Source organism: Rhodococcus sp. NPDC003348, assembly GCF_053589375.1.
Window position 1 is genome coordinate 1 of sequence record NZ_JBSFRT010000026.1, and the last position, 15194, is coordinate 15194.

16 protein-coding genes are annotated in these 15194 nt (G+C 68.4%); 4 read left to right on the top strand and 12 right to left on the bottom strand.

From position 1 onward, the window contains the following. The first annotated feature begins 17 nt into the window (after window positions 1-17). Both cysN and ACWDU4_RS17460 read left to right on the top strand, forming a co-directional pair. Entirely contained in the window at window positions 18-1919 is a 1902-nt protein-coding gene (cysN, locus tag ACWDU4_RS17455) for a sulfate adenylyltransferase subunit CysN (RefSeq protein ID WP_450115170.1), read from the top strand. Window positions 1920-2000: 81 nt separating this feature from the next. Next, window positions 2001-2363: a nuclear transport factor 2 family protein gene (locus ACWDU4_RS17460; protein WP_450115171.1), complete on the top strand. Its 363-nt coding sequence runs from the start codon at window positions 2001-2003 to the stop codon at window positions 2361-2363. A 284-nt stretch (window positions 2364-2647) separates the two neighbouring features. Here ACWDU4_RS17460 and ACWDU4_RS17465 read toward each other — a convergent pair whose 3' ends face one another. From ACWDU4_RS17465 to ACWDU4_RS17485, 5 genes are all read right to left on the bottom strand, one after another. Further along, window positions 2648-3160 carry a polyketide cyclase gene (locus ACWDU4_RS17465; protein WP_450115172.1) on the bottom strand — a complete coding sequence of 171 codons (513 nt, stop codon included), beginning with the start codon at window positions 3158-3160 and terminating at the stop codon, window positions 2648-2650. Window positions 3161-3445: 285 nt separating this feature from the next. Beyond that, complete coding sequence (locus tag ACWDU4_RS17470; protein ID WP_450115173.1) at window positions 3446-3745, bottom strand: hypothetical protein; 300 nt, start codon at window positions 3743-3745, stop codon at window positions 3446-3448. A gap of 335 nt (window positions 3746-4080) precedes the next feature. Beyond that, the gene (locus ACWDU4_RS17475; protein ID WP_450115174.1) at window positions 4081-5121 is read right to left on the bottom strand and encodes an NAD(P)H-dependent flavin oxidoreductase; all 1041 of its coding nucleotides are present in this window, start codon (window positions 5119-5121) and stop codon (window positions 4081-4083) included. 309 nt (window positions 5122-5430) lie between these two features. After that, a complete protein-coding gene (locus ACWDU4_RS17480; RefSeq protein WP_450115175.1) occupies window positions 5431-7008 on the bottom strand; it encodes a CYTH and CHAD domain-containing protein in 1578 nt (525 codons plus the stop codon). 49 nt (window positions 7009-7057) lie between these two features. Continuing rightward, window positions 7058-7420 (bottom strand): low affinity iron permease family protein, encoded by a 363-nt coding sequence (locus ACWDU4_RS17485; RefSeq protein ID WP_450115176.1) that lies wholly within the window; start codon window positions 7418-7420, stop codon window positions 7058-7060. A gap of 354 nt (window positions 7421-7774) precedes the next feature. On the opposite strand from ACWDU4_RS17485, the gene ACWDU4_RS17490 reads away from it, so the two are divergent. After that, window positions 7775-8872, top strand: a complete 1098-nt coding sequence (locus ACWDU4_RS17490; RefSeq protein ID WP_450115177.1) for a 3-deoxy-7-phosphoheptulonate synthase — start codon at window positions 7775-7777, stop codon at window positions 8870-8872. Here the strand turns inward: ACWDU4_RS17490 and ACWDU4_RS17495 are convergent. Further along, the gene (locus tag ACWDU4_RS17495) at window positions 8838-9518 is read right to left on the bottom strand and encodes an alpha-ketoglutarate-dependent dioxygenase AlkB (protein ID WP_450115178.1); all 681 of its coding nucleotides are present in this window, start codon (window positions 9516-9518) and stop codon (window positions 8838-8840) included. The genes ACWDU4_RS17490 and ACWDU4_RS17495 overlap by 35 nt on opposite strands. 84 nt (window positions 9519-9602) lie before the next feature. Between ACWDU4_RS17495 and ACWDU4_RS17500 the strand changes: the two genes are divergently transcribed. Beyond that, the gene (locus tag ACWDU4_RS17500; RefSeq protein WP_450115179.1) at window positions 9603-10031 is read left to right on the top strand and encodes a CBS domain-containing protein; all 429 of its coding nucleotides are present in this window, start codon (window positions 9603-9605) and stop codon (window positions 10029-10031) included. A 34-nt stretch (window positions 10032-10065) separates the two neighbouring features. On the opposite strand, the gene ACWDU4_RS17505 is transcribed toward ACWDU4_RS17500, so the two are convergent. The 6 genes from ACWDU4_RS17505 to ACWDU4_RS17530 form a co-directional block, all read right to left on the bottom strand. Further along, window positions 10066-11073, bottom strand: coding sequence for a MerR family DNA-binding transcriptional regulator (locus ACWDU4_RS17505; protein WP_450115180.1), 1008 nt, complete (start codon window positions 11071-11073; stop codon window positions 10066-10068). Between the two features lie 12 nt (window positions 11074-11085). Beyond that, window positions 11086-11742 carry a HEAT repeat domain-containing protein gene (locus ACWDU4_RS17510; RefSeq protein WP_450115181.1) on the bottom strand — a complete coding sequence of 219 codons (657 nt, stop codon included), beginning with the start codon at window positions 11740-11742 and terminating at the stop codon, window positions 11086-11088. A 121-nt stretch (window positions 11743-11863) separates the two neighbouring features. After that, window positions 11864-12709: an alpha/beta fold hydrolase gene (locus tag ACWDU4_RS17515; RefSeq protein ID WP_450115182.1), complete on the bottom strand. Its 846-nt coding sequence runs from the start codon at window positions 12707-12709 to the stop codon at window positions 11864-11866. After that, window positions 12706-13668: a DODA-type extradiol aromatic ring-opening family dioxygenase gene (locus tag ACWDU4_RS17520; RefSeq protein ID WP_450115183.1), complete on the bottom strand. Its 963-nt coding sequence runs from the start codon at window positions 13666-13668 to the stop codon at window positions 12706-12708. Before ACWDU4_RS17520 ends, ACWDU4_RS17515 begins: the two co-directional genes overlap by 4 nt. After that, complete coding sequence (locus ACWDU4_RS17525) at window positions 13661-14995, bottom strand: M20 family metallopeptidase (RefSeq protein ID WP_450115184.1); 1335 nt, start codon at window positions 14993-14995, stop codon at window positions 13661-13663. The genes ACWDU4_RS17520 and ACWDU4_RS17525 overlap by 8 nt, the downstream gene beginning before the upstream one ends. After that, window positions 14992-15117, bottom strand: a complete 126-nt coding sequence (locus tag ACWDU4_RS17530; protein ID WP_450115185.1) for a hypothetical protein — start codon at window positions 15115-15117, stop codon at window positions 14992-14994. Before ACWDU4_RS17530 ends, ACWDU4_RS17525 begins: the two co-directional genes overlap by 4 nt. Window positions 15118-15194: the final 77 nt, after the last annotated feature.

The following is a 15194-nucleotide window of genomic DNA, read 5'->3' on the forward strand; positions in this document are numbered from 1 at the left end:
CAGGAAGGGTACTTCTGATGTCCCACTCGTCCAACCTGATCGCCGAGGACATCGAGCAGTACCTCGCCCAGCACGCCACCAAGTCCATGCTGCGCCTCATCACGTGCGGCAGCGTCGACGACGGCAAGTCCACGCTGATCGGGCGGCTCCTCTACGAGTCGAAGCTGGTGTTCGAGGACCAGCTCAGTGCGCTGGAGAGCGACTCGAAGAAGGTCGGTACCCAGGGCGAGGGTCTCGACTTCGCCCTCCTCGTGGACGGTCTCGCGGCCGAGCGGGAGCAGGGCATCACGATCGACGTGGCCTACCGCTACTTCACCACCGAGCGGCGCAAGTTCGTCGTCGCCGACACCCCGGGCCACGAGCAGTACACCCGCAACATGGTCACCGGCGCGTCGACCGCCGACCTCGCGGTGATCCTGATCGACGCGCGCAAGGGCGTTCTGACGCAGACCCGCCGGCACTCGTATCTGGTGTCGCTGCTCGGCATCCGGCACGTGGTGCTCGCGGTGAACAAGCTCGACCTCGTCGACTACTCGCAGGAGGTGTTCGAGGGCATCGTCGACGAGTACACCGCCTTCGCGGCCGAGATCGGGCTGGGGAGCGTCGTGCCGATTCCGATGTCCGCGTACATGGGCGACAACCTCACCGAGCCGAGCCCGAACACGCCCTGGTATCACGGTCCGTCGCTGATCGAACACCTGGAGACGGTCGAGATCGAGGACGAACTGGTGGGCGGTCCGTTCCGGATGCCCGTGCAGTGGGTGAACCGCCCCGACCTCGACTTCCGGGGGTTTTCCGGGCAGATCGTCGGCGGATCGGTGCGTCCGGGTGACCGCGTTCGGGTGCTGCCCAGCGGGAAGGAATCCACCGTCGCGCGGATCGTGACGATGGACGGTGACCTGGACGAAGCGGTCGCGGGCCGGTCCGTCACGATCACCCTCGCCGACGAGATCGACGTCAGCCGTGGTGACGTGTTGGTCGCGGCGGACGCGCTGCCCGGCATCGCGGACCAGTTCGAGGCGCAGCTGGTGTGGATGGGCGAGCACGAGATGCTGCCCGAGCGTCCGTACGTCTGCCAGATCGGCACGATGACGGTGCAGGCCCGGATCACCCGGCCCAAGTACAAGATCAACGTCAACACGCTCGAGCAGACTGCCACGAACACGCTGGCGCTCAACGAGATCGGCGTGTGCAACATCAGCTTCGATCGGCCGGTCCCGTTCGACGCCTACACCGACAACCGCGACACGGGCGGCTTCATCCTGATCGACCGGCTGACCAACACCACGGTCGGTGCGGGCATGATCGCGCACTCGCTGCGTCGATCGGACAACATCCACTGGCAGACGGTCGATGTGAACGACGAGGCCAGGACCGTGCTGAACGGCCATCGGCCGCAGATCGTCTGGTTCACCGGACTCTCGGGGTCGGGCAAGTCCACGATCGCGAACGAGCTCGAGCGCCGTCTCCACGGGCTCGGTGTCCACACCTACCTGCTCGACGGCGACAACGTCCGGCACGGCCTGAACCGGGACCTCGGGTTCACCGAGGCCGACCGGGTGGAGAACATTCGGCGGGTCACCGAGGTCGCCCGGCTGATGGCGGACGCCGGGCTGATCGTGTTGGCGTCGTTCATCTCCCCGTTCCGGGCCGAACGTGATGCGGCCCGCGAGCTGATCGGCGAGGACCGCTTCTGTGAGGTGTTCGTCGACACCCCGATGGACGTGGCGGAGGAGCGGGATCCCAAGGGGCTCTACCGCAAGGCGCGGCGCGGTGAACTCGTCAACTTCACCGGCATCGACTCCCCGTACGAGGAGCCCGAGGCCCCCGCGCTGCGCATCGACACCACGACGACGAGCCCCGCGGAGGCGAGCGCCCTGCTCGTGGACCTCCTGCGCAGCCGCGGCGTCATCGCCTGATCGCGGACCGTGACGTCCGCCGTCTTCGCCGGTTTCCACTCCGTCCATGCAAGTTCCAACCCAACAAGAAGGAGAGCCCCCATGCCCAACCGTGACGAAGTCCGCTCTGCTGTCGAGACCTATGTCAAGTTGCTCGCCGTTCACGACACCGACGGCCTGATGGAGCTGTTCGCCGCGGACGCGGTCCAGCACGAACCTGTCGGTGTCCGGACCAACCGGGGTCACGACGAGATTCGGGCGTTCTTCGCCGAATCCGAGAACACACCGTTCACGGTCAGCCTGCTGACGCCGGTCACCGTCGTCGGCAAGTTCGCCGCAATGATGATGCGCGTCGAGCGCGAGGGTCTGAAGGACTTCGGCTCCACCGACCTGTTCGAGTTCGACGACGAGTGCAAGATCGTCTCGATTACCGCGGTGCCGGACATCAAGGCGCTCGTCGACTGATCTGCCGAGATATCCGACGCAAGACCGGTTCAGTGGCCCCGCACCCGCCGCGGGGCCACTGAACCTTGCGAGCACCACCCGGTCTCGGGCCGGGTCACTGCTGAAGACTGCAATGACGGCTACCAATTGCACGGAGACTGCACAGTATTCGAGCGGGCGCTCTGATTCCCGACACTCGAGGGTCGAGCGGATAGGATGATCCTCGACGCCTTCGGCCAACGGCATTGGCTATCGCGGTGGTTCGTTGTCCGAGTCATGCTCAGTGCGCGTCGGCCGACCGCCCTTCAACGGATCGGCATGCGCCCGTCATCGGCAGCGTCCGACGGTGGTTGGTTCTCGGCGAGCCGCTTGATGTTGAGTAGTTGCCTTCTCGCCATGACGAGGTCCCCGACCGACAGGACAGGAGCCAGCCAGCCGCACCCACTCATGACGACCTTCAGCAACAACCTGGTGTCTGAGCCGACCGGGACGAGCACGTATGACATGACAGCACCCAGAATGGAACCGGTGTAGTGCACCTGCGTTTCCACCGACAACAGCCGCCCTCGCGGGCGGTTCGCCGTACTCGTGAAATGTTGACCGGGTGCCGGCGCAGGAATGGCGAGCAGCCGCTGTGGAGAGCGACGTCCAAAGTTGTCGATCCAGTCATAGGAGTAGGGCGCCAGCTGGATCTGGGTGACCCAGGACCAGACCACCGCTGGAGTCGCGTGCACGGTGACGCCTCGCCACGCCTGCAGATTCGGAGCGGGAACCACCTCGTCACACGGGTAGCGGCGAGTGACCTCATCGTCGGTCACACCCCAACGGTCGCCGAACATGCATCCCCTCCCGCCGCCACTACGTCCAAATCGGTCCAGTATGACTACCAAGCGGACCGATGATCTTGTCCTCATCCTCCAGTGGCGGTCCTGGAGCCGTGAATCGTAAATGTTGTTGGCGACTCCCGAGGACTTGACCTGCGGTGTGCCAACTACGGTGACCACCTTCGGGCGCGATTGTGATCGAGATATTTGGCAATTGTTCGCGGATTCGCCGCGCGAATTCGGCCCGCTCTGGCGGGCGAACCGCATGTTGGCCAGGTGTCAACGAGTGAAGAGGTGATCCATCAGTTGTCCCAGGGTGTCCTCATCCAAACGGGGGAGGACGTCCATCCACACACGCAGTGGCGGCCGCCCGATCATGGGTACGTCGACGAACGCGAGGTCACGCTGCGGTGAGGACCAGTCGCGCATATCGAGTGTCGAGCACCCGGGCGTCGGCTCGAAGCCGCTTGCGCAATACACCCTCACCCCGGGCTCGACCGGCGTCAGAACACGGGTTCCCCGGACATCGGGGTTCCAGAAACCAGGGTCCTGCGGACCGAGCACGTCGTTGACGGTCACGAGGGAGCCGCGGGGAATCGACGGGGTGGCCGGCCCGGCACCGGCAGGGGCCGATGCGAGCCAAACCGTCGCACCGGCGAGGGCGAGAACGACACCGAGGCGCCGTCTCGAGGGAGTCGGTAGGGCCATGCCGGAGCTCCTTGATCATCGACCGTGGGAAATCGCATCCTCACGTTAGCCGTCCGTTCGAGCGTGGCGAAGCCTAATGGTTCCCAGGTCAGTTTTGCCCAGGGGCAGGCCAAGCCTCCCGTTCTGCCCGATCCCGATCAGGCCCTGGGCCATCCAGAGCCGTACGCGCACGGGGCTCTGCGGACTCGACGCCGACGTAACGGCGGTTAGACCCGCTTCGCCGCAGCCTCGAGCGACGCACGGCACCCCTTGACCAGGCGCTGCACAACCTCGGCAGCGGGCCGCTCCGGCGCGAGCCGGTAGGCCTGTCCGGCCCAGAGATTCACCGCTTCGCTGTCTCCCCTCTCACGCGCGGCCTTACGCAGCGGCGACGTCGCGTAGTGGATCTCGGGATAGGCCGCGGGTGCGGTGGCGGTGTGCTCGTCGAGGAATCGGTTGCGGATGCCACGCGCCCACCGTCCGGTGAACGCACGAGTGAGCGCGGTCGACCGCGCCCCGGTGAGGGCGTCGCGCACCACCGCCGAGGTACCCGCCTCCGGGCAGCGCAGGAAGACCGTTCCGAGCTGCGCGGCGGCCGCGCCGGCCGCCAGCGCCGCGGCCAGCCCAGCGCCGGTGGTGATGCCGCCGGTGGCCACAAGGGGGACCGGGAAGACAGTGCCGCGCAACAACTGCATCAACGCGATCAGGCCGATCGGATCGGTGAGATCGTCGCCCGGACGGGAGAGGAAGCTCGCGCGATGCCCGCCGGCTTCGGCTCCTTGCGCGATCAATACATCCGCACGCGCATTCACGGCGACCTGCGCCTCGATTGTCGATGTCACGGTGACCCACACCTCGGACCCGACGCCGTGCAGTCGCTCGATCTCTGCTGGCGACGGACAGCCGAACGTGAACGACACCACCGCAACGGGATTGGCGGTAAGTAGATCGAGCTTGGCGGACCAGTCGTCGTCGTCGAAACGCGGTTCGCCGACTTCGGCTCCGGTCGCGGCGAGCTCGTCGAGGTACGGCGCGATCTGCTCGACCGGTGTCGGCGTCCCCGGTGCGAACAGGTTCACACCGAACCGCGCCGAGGTGAGCTGCCGCGTCTCCGAAATCCGCTGCGCCAGTGTGTCGGCGCTCAGATATCCGGCCGCGAGGATGCCGAACCCGCCCGCCTCGGCGACGGCCGCGGTGAGTTCCGGCGTTGACGGCCCGCCGGCCATCGGGGCAAGAACGATGGGCGCAGGGATGTCGTCGAGGACCACGCGGAACTCCGTTTCTTCGAGTACCAACCCGACGGCACCGAGATCAACACGGTCCGCTTTTCACCAGTATCCCCCTGCCGTCGGGGCGGTCGCGGGCGAATCGAGGTCCCGCCTGGCGGCGATGCCGCCGCGAGGACACCAGGAGCGGTGCTCCGCGTAGTCCGTCGACGCATCGGATCGATGCGGCCGTGAGCGCGGACAAGACGGCCATTTCTCGCATCCGGTCTCGCCCGCTCTGCACGTGTCGGGATTCGTGCGGGGGCGCCGACCCTGTGGGGGAGCGGCGCGGCGGGTGACCTCACGGTGCGGTCATCGCCACAGTCGGCGCGCAGCTTTGCGTGCCGCTTTCCACTCGCTGCTCACGTGGTCGGCGCGTTCGTCGCCGATCTGCTGTTCCAGCTGGTGGAGAATGCCGAGTCCGAAGCTCGACTCGGCGGTGTGATCGTGTGCTGTGGCGATGGCCAGCAGGTGCTCCCTCGCCACCGTCGAGTCCTGAAATTCTCCGAGGACGTCCTGGAAGTCGTTGAAGCGCTTGAGCGCCCGTGCCGTCTTCTTCGGCGCGTGGTGGCGAATCACCTCCATCGCGTAGCGCATCCGCTTGGCTCGCTTGCGGGCGCGGTGGATCCGTTCGCCGCGTTCTCGACGTGTCGCTGCGTCACCCGCCTTGTCCACCCGTTTGGACACCGTGGCGGCGAGACGTTTGAGGATCCGGACCGAATCCTCGGCACTCACCTCGCTGCGCGTGTCCCGGTCCGGGGCCTGCGCGGTCGGGGTGGACCCGGCCGGGGTGGCGAGATCCTCGACGAAGACGTCGAGTGCATCGAGAAGTGTGAGATAGCGCTCGGAGTCGAGACCCGCGAGCGCCGAGGCCCGGGCCGTATCCGCCTGCTCGGAGAAGTACTCGTTCACGCGGGCGTACACGGCTTCCTGCCCGGGCAGGGCCGCCGATTCGGCGATCCGGGTGCTGATCCGTGCCCATTGGACCTCGACGTCACGCGCCGGGCTCAGTCGTCTGCCGAGCCAGCGCAGGTCGAGGATCAGCGGCTGCGCCCGCTCGTCGAGTCCGAACCCCGGGGCGTAGGCCTGCAGCGCGCTGCGGGCGCGCCGCGCCGCCTTGCGCATCTTGTGGACCGCCTCCGGTTCGTCTCGGCGGACAGCGATGTCGGCGAGGCCGAGACGGCGGATCTGCTTCTGCAGGTAACGGCGGAGACATTCTCGGGGTTCGTCCGTCTTGCGGGCGCGCCGCTCCTCGAGGTCGGAGGCGGTGACGACCTCGGCGAGCGCGCGGTTGAGCTTGGTGGGGTGGGTCGATCGTTCGATGCCGGCCTCGAGCAACCTCGTTTCGATGGCGTCGGCGAGCGTTCGCCCGGCGCCGGCCTGCTCCACCTCGATTTCGGTCCAGATTCGTTGCTCGCCGGTGTCGGGCAGCACTGCGGTGACGGTGTCCTCGACGATGTCGGCCTGTGGTGCACCGGCGGCGTCGAGGAGCCGGTTGCGGCGGCGTCGGGTGTCGAGCCGCGCGATCGGTGCCAAGGCATGTGCGTGGGTGATTCCATGGACGAGAGCTGTGAGCTGTCGAGGTGGGGTGTCGCCGGCGGAGAGGGGGAGCCGCGTTTCGGTGCGGGTGTCGTTGTCGCCGGCGGGGATCTTGAGGTGCCATCCCGCATCGTCACCGCCGGTGCGTTTGCGGAGGGTGATCCCGTTGCGTAGCAGTCGGTAGTCGGAGGTGTCGAAGTACTGGGCCGACAGTTGTTGCACCTCGACCATGGGTCGCCCGGCGATGCCGGGCAGATCCGACAACGGAGGCAGCTCCTGGTCCGGAGCGGCGTCGTACTTTCGTTCCGTTTCTGCCGATTCCTCGGGAATGCTGGCCTGCGCGGCGGTCATCGGACCCCTCCTCGGTGGTCGGCGCACCACACGACTCCACAAGACTGGTTCAGTGGTCGTGGTGTAGTTCGTTGTGCAGTTGCTCCTGTTCACTGATCTGTTCGTCCTCGACGTCGATCAGTTCGTTGTGTGCGCGGGCTGACGAGTGGATGAGTTCGTCGAGTTTGACCAGGATGGCGTGCGATTCTCGGTTGGTGGTGTGCTGGACGACGAACAGCATGAACACGCTGATGAAGGCGCCGGCGGTGTGTACGGCGTACGCCCACCCAGTCGAGAAGTCGCCGAGAGCGCCGACGACCAGAAGCGCAGCGATCACGGCCGCGGCCGCCGCGGGTGCCCAGGCAGAGCCGGACCAGCGAGCGACCGCTTCGGTGGCGCCAGCCAGACGTGACTCGGCCCCTCGAACGGACATGTATGCCGCGTGCCCACAGCTGTCACCCACGAAACGTCAGTGGGCACATCTCCTGTGCCCACTGAGGATGGTTGGACCCATGTCGCCGAACGCGGTGGGAACCGTTGGGCGCGCGGCCGGGTGACCTGACTGTTCCCACGATCACACGGTGGTGGCCGCCGCAGACGAGGCTCCTGCTACAGTGGCGGCCATGCAGCGCGCATATTTCTGGTTTAGCAGGCCGGCCCCGGGTGGGTCGGTCGGCGTAACCGCGCGCTGACCTCTCCACCCCGAGCCGGAACAGACCGGCTCGCGGATGCATTCAAGTCTCCTGGGTCGGCCTCCAACGAACAGCCGCCAAGAACAGGACGACGAATGACTCTCACGATCGACACCGCCCGCGATCTCGACGATCAGCGGACCATCTCGATCTCGCCACTGGCCCCGCCCGTCGAGGTTCGGGGCGAGCACCCCGCCGCTGACGCCGTCGCCGCCACCGTGCGCGCCGGTCGCGCCGCCACCGTCGACATCCTCACCGGTCGCGACGACCGGCTGATGGTCGTGGTCGGCCCCTGCTCGGTGCACGACACCGAAGCTGCGCTCGACTACGCGCGCCGGCTCGCCGCGAAGGCGGAGGAGCACCGCGACAACCTGCACGTCGTGATGCGCGTGTACTTCGAGAAGCCGCGCACCACCCTCGGGTGGAAGGGCCTGATCAACGACCCGCACCTCGACGGGAGCTTCGACATCAACACCGGCCTGCGCATGGGCCGCAAGCTGCTCGTCGACATCACCGAGATCGGGCTGCCGGTCGGCTGCGAGTTCCTCGATCCGATCACCCCGCAGTACATCGCGGACCTGGTCAGCTACGGCTCGATCGGCGCCCGCACCGCAGCCAGCCAGGTGCACCGGCAGCTGTGCAGCGCGCTGTCCATGCCGGTCGGCATCAAGAACTCCACCGAGGGTGACGTGCAGGTCGCAGTGGACGGCACCCGCGCCGCCGGCGCCAGCCACGTGTTCCCCGGCACCGACCTCAACGGGCAGTCCGCACTGATCCGCACGGTCGGGAACCCGGACTGCCACGTCATCCTGCGCGGCAGCAGCGCCGGCCCGAACTACGACCGGGAGTCCGTCGCGGACACCCTTGCGCGCCTTGCGAAGTCGGGCCTTCCGGAGCGGGTGGTCATCGACGCCAGCCACGGCAACAGTCAGAAGAACCACGAACGTCAGGTCGACGTCGTCACCGACATCGCGAACCGGATCGCGGGCGGTGAGAAGGGTGTCGTCGGCATCATGCTCGAGAGCTTCATCGAGGCGGGTCGGCAGGACCTGACCCTCGGCAAGGCGGACGAGCTGACCTACGGCCAGTCCATCACCGATGCGTGCATCGACTGGAACACCACGGCAGCCCAGCTGGATCGGCTCGCCGAGGCGGTCGTCACCGCACGCCGCGCGTCCGGAACTGCACGCTGATCCGCGGGCCGGTGGGGCGCGTCGTCTTCGGGACGGCGTGCTCCCAGGTCCGCTGACAGGACCCGCCCATCACCAGTAGGTCGCCGTGGCCGAGGGAGAACCGGATCGTCTCTCCTCCACCGCCGCGGGGACGCAGCGTCAGCGGGCGGGCCTCGCCGAGCGAGAGGATCGCGACCATGGTGTCCTCGGTGGCGCTGCGGCCGATGGTGTCGCCGTGCCAGGCGACGCTGTCGGAGCCGTCGCGGTACCAGCACATGCCGGCAGTCGTGAACGGTTCGCCGAGTTCGGACAGGTAGTGCGCGCTCAGCGCGTCCCGGGCGTCGGTGAGCACCGGATCCGGCAGGGGCACGCCCTCGTCGTAGAAGCTCACCAGGCGGGGGACGTCGACCACGCGGTCGTACATCCGGCGGCGCTCGGCCCGCCACGGCACGGCGTCGGGTCGCGACGCGTCGATCAGGTCGGTGAACACCCGCTCGGAGCCGGTGAGCCAACCGGGCCGCACGTCCACCCAGGCGCCCGCGGTCAGGATGCGACGCCGGATCGTCCCGCCGAGCGTCCCCAGGTGCGGGCCGCCGGTCGGGTCGTCGAACAGCGACGATTGCATCGCAATCTCCACGCGTCGGATCCTACACCCGAAATCGAACATTTGTTCGTAAAGCGCGGTCGGATGCCCGCACGGATATGATCTGGATCACATAATGCTGTCGAGCGGATGGATCGAGGTATCCGGATGCGAATTGCGGATGTACTGCGCGGCAAGGGCCCGGCCGTGGTCACCGTGGACCCCGGCACCTCGGTCGACGCGCTGATCGGAGAACTGACCAGGCGAAACCTCGGGGCCCTGGTCGTCGTGCAGGAGAATTCGATGGTCGGCATCGTGACCGAACGAGATGTGGTGCACCAGATCCACCAGCGCGGGCCCGGCGTGCTGAGCGCCACGGTCGGCGAGATCATGACCCCGTCGGTGTTCACGTGCGCGCCGACGGACACCGTCGACAGCCTCGCCGCGACGATGACCGAGAGAAGGATCCGGCACCTGCCGGTGCTCGACGACGGCCGGCTGGTTGGCATCGTCAGCATCGGTGACGTCGTCAAGAGCCGGATCGACGAACTGCAGAGCGAACGGGACCAGCTCGAGGCCTACATCGACCGTCGCTGACCGTCCCGTGCGGCGGCAGCTCGGTTCGGTGCACCTACGTCCGCTGATCGGGTTCGCGCGTGCTCAAAATCGCTGCCGCGGTGGCCGAGACCGTCCGGTCACCGTCCTCGACCAGTGCGACGAGCGCGTCCCGCGCCGCTGTGCCCGGAATCTCGGCCAGCGCCTGGGTGATTCGCAACCGTGTGGCGAGGGCGACCGTGCCGTCGAGCCTGTCCCGCATCGCCCCGACGATGGCGTCGTCCGAGGTCGACACCGCCGACAGGCGTCCAAGCACCTCGGCGGCCTCGACATCGCTGCGCCCGTCGAAGACCATGTCGAGGAGGGCCGGGACCGCGTCGGCCCCGCCCCTCGTGCCGAGAGCGAGGGCAGCACGGTCGCGGACCGTGTCGTCCTCATCCCCGAGCGCCCGCCTCAACAGCACCGTCGCCTCCGCGGTGGACAACGCCGCGATCGCCGACGTCGCACGCCGCCGGACGGCGACCACCTCCGAGTCGAGGCCGACGGCGAGATCGGCGAGGCCCCGGCCTGCCCTCGCCAGCGACCACTGCAGCGCGCCGGCCACATTGGGGTCGTCCTCCGTCAGGGCCGCCAGGGCCAGCGCTTCGACGGGCAGCCCCGCACTCCCGTCGTGCGACAGGATCGCCTGCTGCCGGTGGGCCCCGGACTCCGATTCGAGCGCCCGCAGCAGCGCAACGAGGTGCAGGACGTCCGCCCACTCCGCGGGCCCGGCCGCGTCGACGTGCTCGAGCCGCGTGAGCAGTTCCTCCTCGGCGGCAATGCGTGCTCGCGTGTGCCGGATGAGATCGCCCACCAGCTCGGCCGGCGCGAAGCCGGGCTCGCCCAGCGCGCGCCCGACATCGTGCAACGACAGCCCCAGCGTCCGCAGGCTCTCGACGTGGAAGAGGCGACGGATGTCGTCGGCGGAGTACTCGCGGTAGCCACCGGACGTGCGCCCCGTCGGCGTCACCAGTCCGAGCGCGTCGTAGTGGCGCAGCATGCGCGTGCTGACGCCGCAGCGCCGCGAGACCTCACCGATCAACATCGCCTCTCCTCCTCACGTGTCCGGACCCGCAGCGGCAACGCGTTTCGCCAACTCGAGCGAGAGGGTGAACCCGCTGTCGGGGTCGTGGCAGAGCCGCTCGGTGGCCTCCGCATGCGCGCGAACCCGCGGATCGGGACTCGTCGCCGCGGCGTCCAGGACCGGGAGGACGACCTCCCCGAGCCCCACCAGCGCCCGGCTCAGGCTGAGCTGCATGTCGCGGTCGCCCCGGCCCAGCTCCGACACCAGATCGGCCGCGAGCCAGCCCTCTGCACCGGGCGGCACGAGCGCGACGGCGGCCCGCCAGGCGCTGCGCGCGACCTCGTCGTGCCCGTCGTGCAGCAGCGCCGCCACCGCGGGCCAGGCCCGCCGATCGCCGATCTTGGACAGGGTGTGCAGCGCCTGACTGCGCGCCTGGTCGACGTCGGATCCGAGCTCGTCGAGCAGCCGCGGCACCGTGTCCTCGGCGGGCATCCGGCACAACGCCCAGGTCAGCATGTCGCGGACGAAGAAATCCGGTTCGACGGCGCACCGGGCGACGAGCGTCTCCGTGAGACGCGGGTCGCGGTCCGTGCCCGCCGTCAGCGCCGCCCGCAGCCGGGCCGACGGGTGGTCACCGGCCAGAGCAGTGACGAGGTGAGTATTCGACCCACCGTGGTTGATTGCGTTCATCCTCAACCACCTCCTTCGCCGATCACTCCACTCCTTGTCACTGTGTCAGGGTCAAGTGTCGGTGTTGGGGACGCAGGATGCACGTTGCCCCGCACCGTGCGGTGCGGGGCAACAGGTGACATCACGCCAGGAACTTGAGCGCCAGGTCGTTGAAGCGCCCGGCGTGCTCGTGCTGCGGCCAGTGACCGCACTCGGCGAACACCTCGAGCTGCGACCCGGGGATGGATTCCTGCATGCGGTTCGCCTCGGGCACGTCCCCGAACGGGTTCTGCGCACCCCACACGATCAGCGCCGGGGCGGTGATGCGGGCCATCTGTTCCGGTGACAGCAGATCGACGGTGCGGTTCTCCATCTTCTGCAGGCACAGCAGCTCGTCGATCCCGGCGACGAACGCCGGACGGTGGTAGATGGTGTGCCGGACGTCGACGAGTTCGTCGGTGACGTTGACCGGATCGTGCATCAGCAGCTCGAGGCGCTGCCGGGTGAGGCCGCGGTCGTCGCTGGCGACCGCCGCGGCCGTGCTGGTGCGAATGCGTTCCATCACTTGCGGATTGGCGACGGTGCCGCCGGGTGCGACGAGCACGATCCGGCCGACCCGGTCGGGATGGTCCGCGGCGAGCCGCGCGGCGACCCATCCGCCGAGGGATTCCCCGATGAAGTGGGCGCGTTCGATGCCCCGGCTGTCGAGGTAGGCGAGGACGTGCTCGACGTACCGCGGGATGCGCAGGTCGCCGCCCGGGTTCTCGGTGTAGCCGTGGCCGAGCATGTCGAGCGCATGCACCTGGAAGTGCTCGGCGAACACCGGGATGTTGCGGACGAACGCCTCGAGATGCCCGCTTGTGCCGTGCAGCATTACGACGGCGTCCGCGTTGTCGTGGCCGGCGCGGAGTACACGCGTCGCGGCGCCACCCACGGGGGCGTGCGAGATCTCGAACGAGGTGCCGGCAAGGTCGGTCCAGATGGTCATCGGTGGGTCTCCTCGGTGGTGGTGGGGGTGAGCAGGCTGACGCCCATGCCGGTGAGCCAATTCGGCACCGCGCCATAGGCGAGGGTCCGGCCCGACACGGGTCCGGGCACCGACAGCGCCGCGGTCATCGCGATCCAGGCCCGTAACTCGTGGGCACCGTTACCGGCCTCCTTCTCGAGTCGTTCGTCGGACCATTCGAGCAGGGGCGTGACGTCGCCGGTTTCGAGCAGATTCAGGAACCACTGGTCGAACCCGTCGTTGATGTCGGGCTCGGCGGCCCGGATGATCTGCCGCCGCCGCACCTCGTATTCGCTCCACGACGTGCGGCCGTTGAGCCACGCCTCGACGAGGAAACGGTCGTCATCCGACAGCGCCGCAAACCATTTCGGCCAGGGAAGCCGGTGCGAGAGTCCACCGGAGGCGATGACGGCGACCCGCCGGTCCGCGCCGTCGCCGTTGATCGCGGCGCCGATGACGCGACCGAGGTCGTGGCAGCGCCACAGCGAGGGCAGGGGAGGGGCGAACATGTTGATCACCACCGGCACGATCGGGATGTCGAGCGCGGGAACCAGGTGCTGCAGCGAGTGCGTGATGCCGTGGTCGACGGTCAGGCGCAGCGAGAACGCCGGATCGAAGTCCGCCGCGACCAGTCCGTCCACGACGGTCCGGGCGAGGTCGGTGTCCACGGGGAGCGGCCCGCCGGGTGTCCCGGCCTCGCCGGCGCCGAGCACCTCGCCGACACCGACCGTGAACGCGGGCATGAGGTCGAGGAACATTCCGCGGAAGTGGTTGGAGCCGAGGATCACGATGGCGTCGGGCCTCGCCGCGGCGAGCGCGTCCCGCGCCGCCGCGAGACCGTCCCGGAAGGTGTGCGCCTCGGGGAGGTGGTCGACCTCGTCCCAGTGCGTGTTCATCAGGGTGCTGTGCGAGGCACCGATCCCCAGTACGAGTTCACTCATCGGTTGCTTTCTCGGTCGTGGGGTGAGCGTGGGTGGTGACGGCGATCGCGGTGTGCACGATGGCCTTGGTCAGGCGCAGCGCCTCCCGGAGATCGACGACGTTCATCCCGGATGGAAAGTCCAGCGCGAGTGGCGCGTCCGCGCCGATCCGGTCCATCCCGATCCGGGCCGTGGGGATGCCGCGGGAGCGGAGGATGTTCGCGTCGGTGGCGCCACTGTTCGCCACGATCGGCTCGTGCGGGCGCCCCTCGAGTGACTCCCACGCCTCCTTGGCGGCCGCGACCACCAGTGCATCCGGGGGCGTCCCGGTGCCGGGGATCGACAGCACCATGTCCCACTCGACGTCGAGGCCGGGATGCCGCTCGACGATCGCGGCGATGGCGGCACCGAACTCGCGACGAACGTCGTTCGGATTCGCGCGGGGATTGGTGCGGAGATCGACCCTGATCCGGCACAGGGCGGGGGTGACGGCCGCCATGCGGGGCCATCCGCCCTCAATCGACGACACGATGCCCTGCGGGGCCACCAGGCCGTCGGTGTGCCGCCGCGCGTACTCGGGGAACCATCGCTCGAGTCCGGAGACGATGGTGGCAGCGGCGTCGATCGCGTTGCGGTAGGGCATGCGGTGCCGGCTGCCGACGTAGGTGTACGTTCCGCGGACCCGGATCTCGAACCAGCACAGGCCGACCTCCTCCCAGGCGACGGCCCAGCCGGGTTTCGCGATCAGGGCGTGGTCGGCCCACCAGCCCTGCTCGAGCATGAACGAGCAGCCGACACCCTGTCCCGTGTTGTGCCGCGTCGAACCCCGAGTGAGGCGGCCGTTGGTGGGCATGCCGCCTGCGCCGAGGCCGACAATCAGGTCACCGCGGAGTGGAATACCTGCTCGTGCAATCGCTTCGGCGGCGGCCACCACGGCTGCCGCGTGCCCCTTCGGGTTACTGGCGCCGAGTCCGAGAACGTGGTTGCCGTGCACTTCGGCGCGGGGGCGCATGTCGGCGCGGAGGTCCGGGCCGATCCACGGCACGTCCTCGTCGGGATCGCCGACGGTCAGGGTGTCGATGGGTGCGTAGAGGAGAAGATCGTCTCCGCTGCCGTCACCATGCAGGCGCCCGACGGCGTTCGCCTGACGGTCGTCGAGGGGTTGGAAGTGTGCTTCCAGACCGGACGCGGCGAGGGTGTCGGTGAGCCATCCGGCGAGTTCGGCTTCCTCGCCGGTCGGGCTGGGGATGTCGACCATGCCGACGACGAGCTCGCGTAGTCGCGCACCGTCGATCGCCGAGCATGCCCGGTCGACCCAGGTGCGCTGCAGTTCGGTGAGCACGGTCATCGCCTCGCCTGAACGGTGCGCACGGTGGTTCCGCGACCCAGCCGGGCGATGAGGTGGGTCCGTTGCGCCACGACGATGAGGACGGCGAGCAGGGTGAGCGGGACGGCGATACGGGAAAGCATGAGAACAACTCCTGTCGGTGCGCAAATGCGTCGGTTGCACTGTCTGCGTGCGTATTTCCCGACGTTCAAGATTCCGT

Excerpts from the sequence above, each read along its gene's own strand:
- cysN (WP_450115170.1), top strand. The coding sequence starts at position 18 with ATGTCCCACTCGTCCAACCTGATCGCCGAGGACATCGAGCAGTACCTC.
- ACWDU4_RS17460 (WP_450115171.1), top strand. The coding sequence starts at position 2,001 with ATGCCCAACCGTGACGAAGTCCGCTCTGCTGTCGAGACCTATGTCAAG.
- ACWDU4_RS17480 (WP_450115175.1), bottom strand. The coding sequence starts at position 7,008 with ATGACCGCCGCGCAGGCCAGCATTCCCGAGGAATCGGCAGAAACGGAA.
- ACWDU4_RS17485 (WP_450115176.1), bottom strand. The coding sequence starts at position 7,420 with ATGTCCGTTCGAGGGGCCGAGTCACGTCTGGCTGGCGCCACCGAAGCG.
- ACWDU4_RS17490 (WP_450115177.1), top strand. The coding sequence starts at position 7,775 with ATGACTCTCACGATCGACACCGCCCGCGATCTCGACGATCAGCGGACC.
- ACWDU4_RS17495 (WP_450115178.1), bottom strand. The coding sequence starts at position 9,518 with ATGTTCGATTTCGGGTGTAGGATCCGACGCGTGGAGATTGCGATGCAA.
- ACWDU4_RS17500 (WP_450115179.1), top strand. The coding sequence starts at position 9,603 with ATGCGAATTGCGGATGTACTGCGCGGCAAGGGCCCGGCCGTGGTCACC.
- ACWDU4_RS17505 (WP_450115180.1), bottom strand. The coding sequence starts at position 11,073 with ATGTTGATCGGTGAGGTCTCGCGGCGCTGCGGCGTCAGCACGCGCATG.
- ACWDU4_RS17510 (WP_450115181.1), bottom strand. The coding sequence starts at position 11,742 with ATGAACGCAATCAACCACGGTGGGTCGAATACTCACCTCGTCACTGCT.
- ACWDU4_RS17515 (WP_450115182.1), bottom strand. The coding sequence starts at position 12,709 with ATGACCATCTGGACCGACCTTGCCGGCACCTCGTTCGAGATCTCGCAC.
- ACWDU4_RS17520 (WP_450115183.1), bottom strand. The coding sequence starts at position 13,668 with ATGAGTGAACTCGTACTGGGGATCGGTGCCTCGCACAGCACCCTGATG.
- ACWDU4_RS17525 (WP_450115184.1), bottom strand. The coding sequence starts at position 14,995 with ATGACCGTGCTCACCGAACTGCAGCGCACCTGGGTCGACCGGGCATGC.
- ACWDU4_RS17530 (WP_450115185.1), bottom strand. The coding sequence starts at position 15,117 with ATGCTTTCCCGTATCGCCGTCCCGCTCACCCTGCTCGCCGTCCTCATC.